Here is a 13,943-nt window from a genome sequence, read left to right as displayed (position 1 = left end):
CGTTACTGCATGTAGCCTTACATCAGCGGAGTCGCTAACTGCACAATGCTGATCAGCGGTTGCGGGTAAATACCCAGCACCAGTACCAGCAGGGCAGAAATCAGCACCACGATACCGCCCGCGCTGTACTGCCAGTTGGATGGCGCATCGCGGTTCAGCTGTTGCGGTGCGCTCAGGTACAGGCTCACGGCAACACGCAGGTAGTAGTACAAACCAATCGCCGAACCGACCACCACAGCGGCAACCAGCCACCACAGGTTAGCCTGCACACCGACTGCCAGTAAGTAGAACTTACCGATAAAGCCCAGCGTCATCGGGATACCGGCCAGAGACAGCATCATTACCGTCATCACTGCCGCGAGGATCGGACGATGCCAGAACAGACCACGGTAGGAGAACAGAGAGTCCGCATCCGGGCCACGGTACGGGCTGGACATCAGGCTGACCACACCGAACGCGCCGAGGCTGCTGAACAGGTAACCGGCCAGGTAAACGCCAACCGCTTCCATCGACATCTCGCCGCTCTGCAGAGCAATCAGCGCCACCAGCAGGTAGCCGAGATGAGAGATAGAAGAGTAACCGAGCAGACGTTTAATATTGGTCTGGCTCAGCGCCATCAGGTTACCGAAGATGATGGAAGCAAAGGCAATCACGCCCAGTACAATACGTACCGCTTCGCTATCCCCTACCGGTGCGTACAGGAACAGACGCATCACCACGCCGAAGATAGCGATTTTGCTCGCCGTCGCCAGGAAGGTGGAAACCGGAGCCGGAGCGCCCTGGTAAACGTCTGGCGTCCACAGGTGGAACGGAACCAGCGAAAGTTTAAAGCCGAGGCCAACAATCATCAGACCGAAGCCCGCCAGCAGCAGCGGTTCGTGCAGCATGCCGTCGCCGAGGCTCTTACCGAGCGCAACAAACGACAGATTGCCAGACTGCGCGTACACCAGCGCCATACCGAACAGCAGGAAGGAAGACGCTGCGGCAGACAGAATGGTGTATTTGATACTGGCTTCCAGCGAACGTTTCTGACGGAACGCATAGCCAACCAGACCAAACAGCGGCAGAGAGATCAGCTCAATACCAAGGAATAGCGCCGCCAGATGGTTAGCATTAGCCAGCAGAATACCGCCGAGCGCGGCAATCAGCACCAACAGGTAGAACTCTTCCCGGTTGTCATCGTAGCCTTCCAGCCACGGGTAAGCGAAGGTACAGGTGGCAAGACTCGCCAGCAGCACCAGTCCGGTGTAGAGCATGGCGAAACCGTCAACCCGCATCAGCGGGGTGACGTCCATGGCGCCCGCCTGGCCAACAAACCAGAGCGAAACCAGCGCGGCGTTAAGCCCAATGACCGATAACGTGGCATTGAGGAAGTGATTGCGTCGCCACGCAATGGAGAGCATCACAACCACCACCGTCAAGCCGACGATCAGCAGCGGTAGCAGCGCAATCAGGTGTTGTGGAGTTATTGTCATGGCGATTTACGGCCTTGTAGTAGTAACGGAATTAACAAACCACTGCTGGATGTTGCTCATCGCAGAATGCGAGGTATCCAGAATCGGCTGCGGATAGAAGCCAAGCAGTACCAGAAGCACGACCAGCAACAGGATGATAAACAGCTCACGCAGCGACATCCCTGGCAGTTCAACACTGGCAATCTGGCTCTTCGCTTTACCGAAGTAAGCGCGATGCAACATCGCCAGCGAGTAAACAGAGGCAAACACCAGACCAAAGGTCGAGATCACGGTAATGACCGGAACCACCTGGTAGCTGCCAAACAGAATCATAAATTCACCAACGAAGTTACCTGTACCCGGCATACCCAGAGTACACACGGCGAAGAACATTGACAGCGCAGGCAACCATTTCATTTTGCCCCACAGGCCGCCCATCATACGCATATCACGCGTGTGCAGACGTTCGTACAGCTGACCACACAGAATGAACAGACCGGCTGCGGACAGACCGTGCGCAATCATCTGGATAACAGCCCCCTGGTACGCCAGCTGGCTGCCGGTGTAGATAGCAATCAGTACGAAGCCCATGTGCGATACGGAGGTGTAAGCGATCAGGCGTTTGATATCGTACTGATTAAAGGCCATCCACGCGCCGTAGAAGATACCGATAACGCCCAGCCACATTGCGATAGGTGCAAACTCCGCCGACGCGTTCGGGAACAGCGGCAGAGAGAAGCGCAACAGACCGTAAGCCGCGGTTTTCAGCAAGATCCCTGCCAGGTCAACGGAACCTGCCGTCGGCGCCTGGGAGTGTGCATCCGGCAACCAGCCGTGCAGCGGAACCACCGGCATTTTCACCGCGAAGGCGATGAAGAAGCCCAGCATCAGCAGATATTCCACACCGTGGGACATCGGGGTATTCAGCAACTCTTCATAGTTGAAGGTCCACACACCGGTCGCTTTATAGTGCACAAACACCAGCGCCAGGATGGCAATCAACATCACCAGACCACTCGCCTGGGTATAAATGAAGAACTTGGTCGCCGCCGTGATACGCGTTTTACCGTCAGAGGCTTTATGCCCCCACAACGCGATCAGGAAGTACATCGGCACCAGCATCATTTCCCAGAAGAAGAAGAACAGGAACATGTCGATGGCAAGGAACACGCCGATCACGCCGCCTAAGATCCACATCAGGTTCAGATGGAAGAAGCCCTGGTATTTTTCGATTTCATTCCAGGAGCAAAGTACCGCCAGAACACCGAGCAGACCGGTCAGCACTACCATCAGCAGCGACAGACCGTCGATAGCCAGATGAATAGAGATGCCAAAACGTGGGATCCACGGCAGGACAAACTCAGACTGCCACTGCGGAATGCCAGCGGATTGCGTCAGTGAATAGCCGCCCTGCAACCACAGTTGCAGGCCAAGCGCCAGCGTCAATCCCATGGTAATCAGCGCGATCCAGCGCGGCACCTTCACGCCAAAGCGTTCGGTCTGCCAGCACAGGAAGCCACCGATAAAGGGAATTAATATTAGCCAGGGTAGTAACATGGCGATCTTTATTCCTTGTTAAAGTCCCATCAGGACCTGATTTTCAACGAATTCTCAAACAGAAAATTCACTTCGGATTGCGGCTTTTTTTTGCCCGGTGGCGCGAACGCTTACCGGGCCTACAGATTCCCGTAGGTCGGATAAGCGCGAGCGCCATCCGACATCAACCCCACAATCCTCAAACTCAACGCAGTACCATCAACAGTGCCAGCACAACGACGGCGCCGATGCTCATTGATGCGACATACCAGCGCAGATAACCGTTCTCGCTCAACAACAGGCCTTTACCTGCAAAGCGGGAAAGGATCGCCGGAATGTTCATCATTGAGTTGAGCGGATCGCGTTTCAGCAACCAGGCAACACCCAGGAACGGCTTGACGAACACTTTGTCATACAGCCAGTCGAAGCCCCAGGCGTTATACCACCAGGTACCCAGCAGGCGGCCCGGCGCACTGTTGGCAATCGATGTCACAAGCTGGCGTTTACCCAGCCACAGCCATGCTGCGATCAGGATGCCCGCAATCGCTACGATACCGGAGGTAATTTCCAGCGTCATGACGCGACCATGCTCAAGCTCGGTCGTCGCAGGCAGTACACCCTGCAGCGGCGGCACAATCAGCGCGCCAACGAAGGTGGACAGGATCATCAGCACAATCAGCGGCAGATGATGGGTAATCCCCTTCCCTGCATGAGCGTGAATTTGTTCTTTACCGTGGAACACGATGAAAATCATACGGAAGGTATACAGAGAGGTCATGAACGCACCGACCAGACCTGCAACCATCAGATTAATATGACCATTCGCCATTGCACCGGCCAGAATCTCATCCTTACTGAAGAAGCCAGCGGTAATCAGCGGCAGAGCCGACAGCGCCGCGCCACCGATCAGGAAGCAGAGATACACCAGCGGAATTGACTTACGCAGTCCGCCCATCTTGAAGATGTTCTGTTCGTGGTGGCAAGCCAGGATAACCGAGCCGGATGCCAGGAACAGCAGCGCTTTAAAGAAGGCGTGCGTCATCAGGTGGAAAATCGCCGCATCCCACGCCTGTACACCGAGAGCCAGGAACATATAACCAATCTGGCTCATGGTGGAGTACGCAAGAACGCGTTTGATGTCGGTCTGTACCAGCGCAGCAAAACCCGCCAGCACCAGAGTGATGGCACCGATAATCCCCACCAGGTGCAGAATTTCTGGGGTCATCAGGAACAGGCCGTGCGTACGTGCAATCAGGTAGACACCGGCGGTAACCATCGTCGCAGCGTGGATAAGCGCAGAGACAGGCGTCGGGCCGGCCATCGCATCAGCAAGCCATGTTTGCAACGGCAACTGCGCAGATTTACCGACCGCACCGCCCAGCAGCATCAGGGTTGCCCACATCAGCATGTTGTTACCATCTGCAAAGTGCGCAGGCGCCAGTTCCACCATTTCGCGGAAGTTCAGCGTGCCCAGCTCGTTGTAGAGGATGAACAGCGCGAACGCCAGGAATACGTCACCAACACGGGTTACCACGAAGGCTTTCATTGCCGCAGCGCCATTCTTCGGATCGGTGTAGTAGAAACCAATCAGCAGATAGGAGCACAGGCCCACGCCTTCCCAGCCGAGGTACATCAGCAGCAGGTTATCCGCCAGCACCAGAACCACCATGCTGGCGATAAACAGGTTGGTGTAGGCGAAGAAACGAGAATAGCCCTCTTCTCCGCGCATATACCAGGAGGCGAACATGTGGATCAGGAAACCAACGCCGGTCACCACGGAGAGCATGGTCAGCGACAGGCCGTCCAGCACCAGGTTAAAACCGATGTTGAAGTCGCCGACTGACATCCAGGTCCACAGCGGCTGGCTGTAAGCCTGCTGGCCATTGGCAAAGAAATCAACGCCAACAAACGCAGTCACCAGCGCGGCCAGACCAATCGACCCGACACCCACGGTAGCGGACAGATTTTCTGACCAACGACCACGGGAAAACGCCAGTAATACAAAGCCAATAAATGGCAGAATAATGGTTAAGGCAAGCATGTTCATCCACGCATCTCACTTACTGAATCGATGTTCAGGTTCTGGCGACGGCGATGAAGTTGCAGCAACAGCGCAAGTCCAATGCTCGCTTCCGCAGCCGCAAGGCTGATGGCGAGAATGTACATCACCTGACCATCGGTCTGGCCCCAGTAGCTTCCGGCGACCACAAAGGCCAGCGCGGAGGCGTTAATCATGATTTCCAGTCCGATCAGCATAAACAGCAGATTGCGGCGGATAACCAGACCGGTCAAACCCAGGACGAATAAAATCGCAGCGAGGATCAGTCCATGTTGTAAGGGGATCATGCGTGCTCCTCCGTTTTTCTTTTCGCGCGGTCATCAGTGCGATTGCTCAGCACTTCACCTGAACGCTCTTCGCGCCCCACGTGGAAGGCCACAACCAGGCCCGCCAGCAGCAGCATCGAAGCCAGTTCGACCGCCAGTACATACGGTCCGAACAGGGAAATACCGACTGCTTTCGCGCTAATTGGCGTCCCGTCGATGCCCTGATCGTTTACGCCCAGAATGGCGTAAACAATGACCACCAGCATGATGGCCGACAGAATCGCCGGACCAATCCACACCTGAGGTTTCAGCCACTGGCGTTCCTGTTCAATTTCAGAACCACCGAGGTTGAGCATCATTACCACGAATACGAACAGCACCATGATAGCGCCCGCGTAGACGATAATTTCCAGTGCACCGGCGAAGTAAGCGCCTAACGAGAAGAACACCCCGGAAATCGCCAGCAGCGAAATAATCAGATACAGCAGTGCGTGTACCGGATTGGTGTGGGTGATCACCCGCAAGGTTGCGAGAATGGCTATCAGGCCACAGATATAAAAAGCGAACTCCATTGCCCCTCTCCTTACGGTAACAGGCTCTTGACGTCGATAGGCTTAGCTTCGTTCTCTGCTTCGCCCTTATCTTTGCCGTCGATTGCCATACCTGCGATCCGGTAGAAGTTATATTCCGGGTATTTGCCCGGACCGGAGATCAGCAGATCCTCTTTCTCGTAAACCAGGTCCTGGCGCTTGTACTCACCCAGCTCGAAATCTGGAGTCAGCTGAATAGCCGTTGTCGGACAGGCTTCTTCGCACAGACCGCAGAAAATGCAGCGTGAGAAGTTAATGCGGAAAAACTCTGGATACCAGCGGCCATCTTTGGTCTCTGCTTTTTGCAAAGAGATACAGCCTACCGGACACGCTACCGCACACAGGTTACAGGCAACGCAGCGCTCTTCACCGTCTGGATCACGAGTCAGAACGATACGACCACGAAAACGGGGCGGTAGATAGACCGGCTCTTCCGGGTACATCTGCGTTTCGCGTTTCGCGAACGCATGCAGGCCGATCATCCAGATACTGCGTACCTGGGTGCCGAAACCTACGAACAATTCTTTTAAGGTCATGGTCTTTGTGTCCCTTATTGCGCCTGCCAGAGAATGACAGCCGCCGTTACCAGCAAGTTGACGAGCGTCAGCGGCAGACAGACTTTCCAGCCGAAGGACATTACCTGGTCATAACGAGGACGCGGTAACGACGCACGAATCAAAATGAACATCATCATGAAGAACGCGGTTTTCAGCGCGAACCAGACGAATGGCGGTAAGAACGGGCCATGCCAGCCACCGAAGAACAGGGTAACCATCAGCGCAGAAATGGTGACGATACCGATGTACTCACCCACGAAGAACAGACCGAATTTCATACCGGAATATTCAATGTGGTAACCGTCGGCCAGTTCCTGCTCGGCTTCTGGCTGGTCAAACGGGTGACGGTGACACACCGCCACGCCCGCGATGGCAAAGGTGACAAAACCAAAGAACTGCGGAATAACGTTCCAGATATCAGCCTGGTTGTTGACGATGTCGGTCATGTTAAATGAACCGGCCTGCGCCACCACGCCCATCAGGGAAAGTCCGAGGAACACTTCGTAGCTCAGGGTCTGCGCAGACGCACGCATCGCACCGAGCAGGGAGTATTTGTTGTTACTGGACCAGCCGGCGAACAGCACCGCGTATACCGCGAGGCCCGCCATCATCAGGAAGAACAGGATCCCGATGTTCAGGTCAGCAACCACCCAGTTCGGACTCACTGGCACGATGGCGAAAGCCAGCAGCAGCGAGGTGAAGGCGATCATCGGTGCCAGGGTAAAGATGACGCGATCCGAGAATTTCGGGATCCAGTCTTCTTTAAAGAACATCTTGATCATGTCCGCAACCAGCTGGAGCGAACCGCCCCAGCCAACACGGTTCGGTCCGTAACGGTTCTGGAACAGACCCAGCAGACGACGTTCGCCAAAGCTCATGAATGCCCCGCAGGTGACCACCACCAGCAGGATCACCACCGCTTTGAGAATGCTCAGCAGGATCTCAATCAGATCGGGTGTAATCCAACTCATTGTTGTGCCTCCTGCAGATCCTCAAGACGCGCACCTGCCAGAACCGGCGCGATGCCAGGCATGCCCATCGGTAAACCAACCTGCCCTGCCGTTAATCCTTCAGCGATTTCAACCGGCAGCGTAACCGTGTTGCCATCGTAGCTGAAAGAAACGCGCGTACCGGCATTAACACCCAACTTCGCGGCATCAGCCGGGTTGAGTTTGATGTACGGCTGCGGCATACGGGTCTGGAAGACCGGCGCACGCTGGGACATTTCATCACTACCAAACAGGTGATAGTAAGGCGCAATACGCCACTGACCTTCCTGAGCCTGGAAGCTCGCCGGAACGGTTGTGAAGTACTCCATATTCCCCGCAGAAGCTTCGATCAGGCGCACGCCCGGATCGCCATGACGCAGTTTACCGCCCACTTCATCCTGGAACTTGTTCCACGCCTGTGGGGAGTTCCAACCCGGAGCCCAGGCAAACGGAATTTGTGAACGCGGTGCAGACGGCTGGTTGTTCCCTTCCATAGAGAAAGCGAACATGGTGTCTTTGTCCTGCGGTTGACGCGGTTCGTGTACGCTGATGTTGGCGCGCATTGCGGTACGCCCACTGTAGCGGTGCGGTTCACGCGCCAGCTTCTGTCCACGGATACGGAAGCTTGCGTCCGGCGCGGCATCTTTAATGCCCGCCAGCTGCGGCAACTTCTCAACGACCGCGTCGATAACGTGGTCGAGCTGCGTCCAGTCCACTTCACGGCTCTGCACGGTGCTGTGCAGCGAGTGCAGCCAGCGCCAGCTTTCCAGCATTACGGTGTTGCTGTCGTAGTAGGATGGGTCATAAACCTGGAAGAAACGCTGGGCGCGGCCTTCGTTGTTAATCACCGTACCATCGCTTTCGGCGAAGCTTGCAGCGGAAAGCACCAGATGGGCGTTTTCCATAATTGCCGTACGCTGATGGTCAACGACCAGTACCAGCGGCGCTTTCGCCAGCGCGGCATCAACGCGAGCGGCTGAAGCATGGCGATGCAGGTCATTTTCCAGCACCACAACAGCGTCAGCGCGGCCTGTTTCCAGCTCGGTCAGCGCATCGTCAAGGGAACCACCGCCAATCATGCCGAGGCCCATGCTGTTAACCGAGCGAGCAATCATGGTGATGCCAACGTCTGCGCCACGGCCTTTCAGCGCCTTCGCCACGTTGGCAGCCGCCTGAATCACTTCGGCGCTACCGGCGTTGGTGCCGGAAATAATCAGTGGTTTCTTCGCCCCGGCTAGTGCCTGAACGATAACGTCAATTTTGTTCTGCAGGTCACGGTCGATACCGTCAACCGCCGGCGCGTTGTTATCCAGCGCGTGGGCGATAGCGAAACCTAAACGCGCCTGATCTTCAACCGGTGCACGATAGGTCCAAGCGGCGATATCGTCCAGACGGGTGTTATCGACGTTGGTAACGAATAGCGGATGCTTAGCACGCTGGCCGATATTAAGGATTGCTGCGATCTGCCAGTCAGCCACTTTCTGTGCCGCCGCCATTTCACGCGCTTTACCTTTCACCGCCTGACGCACCGCCAGCGCAACGCGTGCGCCGGTCTGGGTGACATCTTCGCCCAGCACCAGAACCGCATCATAAGATTCGATTTCGCGCAGTGCCGGAGTATGAATCCCGCCGTCACGCAGTACGCTCAACGCCAGTTGCAGACGATCCAGTTCGCCCTGAGCGATACCGGTATAGAAGTTATCCGCACCGACCAGTTCACGCAGCGCGAAGTTACTTTCAACGCTGGCGCGCGGGGAGCCGATACCAATCACTTTCTTCGACTGACGCAGAATATCTGCCGCGCCCTGCATCGCCTGCTCGGCGTTCAGCGTGATCAGGTCATCGCCACGACGCTGTACCGGCTGACGCGGACGGTCTTTCAGGTTCACGTAACCATAGCCGAAACGACCACGGTCACAGAGGAAGTAGTGGTTAACGGTACCGTTATAACGGTTTTCGATACGACGCAGTTCACCGTAGCGCTCGCCCGGGCTGGTGTTACAGCCGATGGAACACTGCTGGCAGATGCTCGGCGCAAACTGCATGTCCCATTTACGGTTATAACGCTCGGAGTGCGTTTTATCGGTGAAGACGCCGGTTGGACAAATTTCAACCAGGTTGCCAGAGAATTCGCTTTCGAGCGTACCGTCTTCCGGACGACCGAAGTAGACGTTGTCATGTGCGCCATACACGCCCAGATCCGCACCATCGGCGTAATCTTTGTAGTAACGTACACAGCGATAGCAGGCGATGCAGCGGTTCATTTCGTGAGAGATGAACGGCCCCAGGTCCTGGTTACGGTGAGTACGCTTCGTGAAGCGGTAGCGACGGAAGCTGTGACCGGTCATGACGGTCATATCCTGCAGGTGGCAGTTGCCGCCCTCTTCACAGACCGGACAGTCGTGCGGGTGGTTAGTCATCAACCACTCCACGACGCTTTCGCGGAACTGCTTCGCTTCTTCGTCATCAATAGAAATAAAGGTGCCTTCGGTGGCCGGTGTCATACAAGACATCACCAGGCGACCACGCGTGTCTTCCGCGTTCTGATATTGCTTCACCGCACACTGGCGGCAAGCACCGACGCTTCCCAGCGCCGGGTGCCAGCAAAAGTACGGAATATCAAGGCCAAGAGACAGACAAGCTTCCAGCAGGTTGTCCGCTCCGTTGACCTCATATTCTTTGCCGTCTACATGAATCGTAGCCATAGTCAGCATGCTTCCAGTTGGCTCGGTCGTAACCGAGCGTTAATCGAATTTCTTATCGCGACACAGGGCTAACCCTGTGATCACCAGCGCTCTTTCAGCAGGTTCGGCTGAATACCACCAATAGCGTGGGTATTGCTGAAGGTCTGCTTGATGCCAGCTTCGAATTCTTCGCGGAAATATTTAATGGCGCTCTGCAGCGGTTCCACTGCACCCGGTGCGTGTGCACAGAAGGTTTTACCCGGGCCGAGGAAACGACACAGTTGCTCAAGTGTCTCGATATCCCCAGGCTGGCCTTCGCCACGCTCAAGCGCGCGCAGAATTTTCACACTCCACGGCAGACCATCACGGCACGGCGTACACCAGCCACAGGACTCGCGGGCAAAGAACTCTTCGAGGTTACGCACCAGAGGAACCATGCCAATCTCGTGATCGACAGCCATTGCCAGCGCGGTGCCCAAACGGCTACCTGCTTTACCAATGCTTTCGAATTCCATCGGCAGATCGAGGTGTGCTTCGGTCAGGAAGTCAGTCCCCGCGCCGCCAGGTTGCCAGGCTTTGAACTTCAGGCCATCGCGCATGCCGCCCGCGTAATCTTCGAGGATCTCACGCGCGGTAGTACCGAAAGGCAGTTCCCACAGGCCAGGGTTCTTCACACGACCGGAGAAGCCCATCAGCTTGGTGCCCGCGTCTTTGCTCTTCGAAATGTTCTGGTACCACTCCACGCCGTTCGCGAGGATAGCCGGTACGTTACACAGGGTTTCGACGTTGTTTACGCAGGTCGGCTTACCCCATGCGCCAGAGCTTGCCGGGAACGGCGGCTTGGAGCGTGGGTTAGCACGGCGACCTTCGAGGGAGTTGATCAGCGCGGTTTCTTCACCGCAGATGTAACGCCCTGCCCCAGTGTGGACAAACAGTTCGAAGTCGAAACCGGTGCCCATAATGTTTTTGCCAAGCAGACCGGCTTCGGTCGCTTCGGCGATAGCGCGACGCAGATGCACGGCTGCTTCGATATATTCACCGCGCAGGAAGATGTAACCACGGTACGCTTTCAGCGCAAACGCGGAAATCAGCATGCCTTCCACCAGCAGGTGCGGCAGCTGTTCCATCAGCAGACGGTCTTTATAGGTGCCCGGCTCCATTTCATCGGCGTTACACAGCAGGTAACGGATGTTCATGGATTCGTCTTTCGGCATCAGGCTCCACTTCAGACCGGTGGAAAAGCCCGCGCCTCCGCGCCCTTTCAGGCCAGCGTCTTTTACCTGATTAACGATTTCGTCCGGTGACAGCCCGGTCAGGGCCTTACGCGCACCTTCGTAGCCGTTCTTGCTACGGTATTCGTCCAGCCAGACCGGCTGTTTGTCATCACGCAGACGCCAGGTCAGCGGATGGGTTTCGGGAGTACGGATAATGTCTTTCATTTATACCGCTCCAGCAGTTCGGGAATGCCTTCCGGGGTCAGATGAGCGTGAGTATCCTCATCGATCATCATGTTTGGCCCTTTGTCGCAGTTCCCCAGGCAACAGGTCGGCAGCAGCGTAAAGCGACCATCAAAAGTCGTCTGCCCCGGCTTGATGTTGAGTTTTTTCTCAAGCGCGGCCTGGATCCCCTGGTAGCCGTTGATATGGCACACCACGCTGTCGCAATAGCGGATCACGTGGCGACCTACCGGCTGGCGGAAGATCTGGCTATAAAACGTAGCAACACCTTCTACGTCGCTTGCCGGAATACCCAGCACATCAGCGATCGCATAGATCGCCCCATCCGGCACCCAGCCACGCTGTTTCTGAACGATTTTCAGCGCTTCAATGGACGCCGCACGCGGGTCTTCGTAGTGGTGCTTCTCGTGCTCAATCGCTTCACGCTCAGCCGCACTCAGCTCAAAAGCCTCGGTTTGTGGTTGTTGATTCTCGTGCATAATTAGCGGTCCACATCTGACATAACAAAATCGATACTACCCAGATGGACGATTAGGTCGGACACCAGGCTGCCACGTACCGCTACCGGGATCTGCTGCAGGTGCGCATAGCTCGGGGTACGGATACGGGTACGGTAACTCATGGTGCTGCCATCGCTGGTCAGGTAGTAACTGTTGATACCCTTGGTCGCTTCCACCATCTGGAAGGACTCGTTTGCCGGCATAACCGGACCCCACGAAACCTGCAGGAAGTGGGTGATAAGGGTTTCGATATGTTGCAGCGTGCGCTCTTTCGGTGGCGGCGTCGTCAGCGGGTGATCCGCTTTGAACGGGCCTTCCGGCATGTTATTGAGGCACTGCTCAAGGATGCGCAGACTCTGGCGCAGCTCTTCAACTTTCAGCATCACGCGGGTATAGCAGTCGGACACACCGCCGCCAACCGGGACCTCAAAGTCAAAGTTTTCATAACCAGAGTACGGACGCGCTTTACGCACGTCGAAATCAATACCGGTCGCACGCAGCGCAGCACCGGTACAACCCCAGTCCAGCGCTTCTTTCTTACCGTAAGCGGCAACACCCTGCGAACGGCCTTTCAGGATGGTGTTACGCAGCGCGGCTTTCTCGTAAGAATCCAGACGTTTTGGCATCCAGTCGAGGAAATCACGCAGCAGTTTGTCCCAACCGCGCGGCAGATCGTGTGCCACACCGCCGATACGGAACCAGGCCGGGTGCATACGGAAACCGGTGATCGCTTCCACGACGTCGTAGATTTTCTGACGGTCGGTAAAGGCGAAGAATACCGGGGTCATCGCGCCGACGTCCTGAATGAACGTGGAGATGTACAGCAGGTGGCTGTTGATACGGAATAGTTCAGACAGCATGACACGAATCACGTTGACGCGATCCGGCGTGGTGATGCCTGCCAGTTTCTCAACCGCCAGTACGTAAGGCATTTCGTTAACGCAGCCGCCGAGGTACTCGATACGGTCGGTGTACGGAATGTAGCTGTGCCAGGACTGACGTTCGCCCATCTTTTCAGCGCCACGGTGGTGGTAGCCGATGTCAGGTACGCAGTCGACGATTTCTTCGCCATCAAGCTGCAGCACAATACGGAACGCACCGTGGGAAGACGGGTGGTTAGGACCGAGGTTGAGGAACATGAAGTCCTCGTTTTCGGTGCTACGCTTCATGCCCCAATCTTCAGGTTTGAAGGTCAGCGCTTCCATTTCCAGATCCTGTTTGGCTTTAGTCAGCTCAAACGGGTCGAATTCGGTTGCACGCGCCGGGTAGTCTTTACGCAGCGGATGGCCTTCCCAGGTATGCGGCATCAGCAGACGCGTCAGGTGCGGGTGACCTTCGATGTCGATGCCAAACATTTCCCAGGTTTCACGCTCATACCAGTTGGCGTTCGGGAACAGTTTGGTGAAAGTCGGTACGCGCAGATCGTTTTCAGACAAAGCCACCTTGAGCATGATATCGCGATTGCGTTCAATGGAGATCAGGTGATAGAAAACGGAAAAATCCGCGGCGGGTAACCCTTCGCGGTGCGTACGCAGACGTTCGTCCATGCCGTGTAAGTCAAACAGCATGACGTAAGGTTTCGGCAGTCTCTTTAAGAAATCGCCAACTTCCAGTAATTGTTCACGCTTGACCCAAACAACGGGTACCCCGGTGCGAGTCGCCTGAACGGTAAAGGCATCCGGCCCAAAACGGTTGCGCAGTTCGCCAATGACCGGGTCATCAAGGTGATCCCGTGTTTGCCATGCGGCGTCTTGCGCGGTTAAGTCGGTCATATTGTTCACCATTGCAAATGGTCCGTGGTGGTCGGCAGTGCTTCGCGCTATTTATGTAGTGATAAGCGAAGGAAGTGCT

The 13,943-nt window shown here is 55.9% G+C and carries 11 protein-coding genes; all 11 read right to left on the bottom strand.

Going from position 1 to position 13,943, the window contains the following annotated elements:
* Positions 1 to 17: 17 nt before the first annotated feature.
* Complete coding sequence (nuoN, locus tag SK33_RS07550; RefSeq protein WP_048218328.1) at positions 18 to 1,475, bottom strand: NADH-quinone oxidoreductase subunit NuoN; 1,458 nt, start codon at positions 1,473 to 1,475, stop codon at positions 18 to 20.
* A gap of 6 nt (positions 1,476 to 1,481) precedes the next feature.
* On the bottom strand, positions 1,482 to 3,011 hold the full coding sequence (gene nuoM, locus SK33_RS07545) for an NADH-quinone oxidoreductase subunit M (protein WP_003027692.1): 1,530 nt from the start codon (positions 3,009 to 3,011) through the stop codon (positions 1,482 to 1,484).
* 184 nt (positions 3,012 to 3,195) lie between these two features.
* Positions 3,196 to 5,037 (bottom strand): NADH-quinone oxidoreductase subunit L, encoded by a 1,842-nt coding sequence (nuoL, locus tag SK33_RS07540; protein WP_003027695.1) that lies wholly within the window; start codon positions 5,035 to 5,037, stop codon positions 3,196 to 3,198.
* Positions 5,034 to 5,336 (bottom strand): NADH-quinone oxidoreductase subunit NuoK, encoded by a 303-nt coding sequence (gene nuoK / locus SK33_RS07535; RefSeq protein WP_000612644.1) that lies wholly within the window; start codon positions 5,334 to 5,336, stop codon positions 5,034 to 5,036. The genes nuoL and nuoK overlap by 4 nt, the downstream gene beginning before the upstream one ends.
* Positions 5,333 to 5,887: an NADH-quinone oxidoreductase subunit J gene (gene nuoJ, locus SK33_RS07530; RefSeq protein ID WP_003028059.1), complete on the bottom strand. Its 555-nt coding sequence runs from the start codon at positions 5,885 to 5,887 to the stop codon at positions 5,333 to 5,335. Before nuoJ ends, nuoK begins: the two co-directional genes overlap by 4 nt.
* An 11-nt stretch (positions 5,888 to 5,898) precedes the next feature.
* Positions 5,899 to 6,441 carry an NADH-quinone oxidoreductase subunit NuoI gene (nuoI, locus tag SK33_RS07525; RefSeq protein WP_048218330.1) on the bottom strand — a complete coding sequence of 181 codons (543 nt, stop codon included), beginning with the start codon at positions 6,439 to 6,441 and terminating at the stop codon, positions 5,899 to 5,901.
* Between the two features lie 14 nt (positions 6,442 to 6,455).
* A complete protein-coding gene (gene nuoH, locus SK33_RS07520; protein WP_003028063.1) occupies positions 6,456 to 7,433 on the bottom strand; it encodes an NADH-quinone oxidoreductase subunit NuoH in 978 nt (325 codons plus the stop codon).
* Complete coding sequence (gene nuoG, locus SK33_RS07515) at positions 7,430 to 10,156, bottom strand: NADH-quinone oxidoreductase subunit NuoG (protein ID WP_048218907.1); 2,727 nt, start codon at positions 10,154 to 10,156, stop codon at positions 7,430 to 7,432. The genes nuoH and nuoG overlap by 4 nt, the downstream gene beginning before the upstream one ends.
* An 80-nt stretch (positions 10,157 to 10,236) precedes the next feature.
* Complete coding sequence (gene nuoF, locus SK33_RS07510; RefSeq protein WP_003839356.1) at positions 10,237 to 11,574, bottom strand: NADH-quinone oxidoreductase subunit NuoF; 1,338 nt, start codon at positions 11,572 to 11,574, stop codon at positions 10,237 to 10,239.
* Entirely contained in the window at positions 11,571 to 12,071 is a 501-nt protein-coding gene (gene nuoE, locus SK33_RS07505; RefSeq protein WP_003028069.1) for an NADH-quinone oxidoreductase subunit NuoE, read from the bottom strand. Before nuoE ends, nuoF begins: the two co-directional genes overlap by 4 nt.
* A gap of 2 nt (positions 12,072 to 12,073) precedes the next feature.
* Positions 12,074 to 13,876, bottom strand: coding sequence for an NADH-quinone oxidoreductase subunit C/D (nuoC, locus tag SK33_RS07500; RefSeq protein ID WP_003028072.1), 1,803 nt, complete (start codon positions 13,874 to 13,876; stop codon positions 12,074 to 12,076).
* Positions 13,877 to 13,943 lie beyond the last annotated feature (67 nt).

Source organism: Citrobacter sp. MGH103, assembly GCF_001034475.2.
Classification (GTDB): domain Bacteria; phylum Pseudomonadota; class Gammaproteobacteria; order Enterobacterales; family Enterobacteriaceae; genus Citrobacter; species Citrobacter freundii.
The sequence above is the reverse complement of the archived record's forward strand: the minus strand, read 5'-3'. Positions and strand labels throughout refer to the sequence as shown.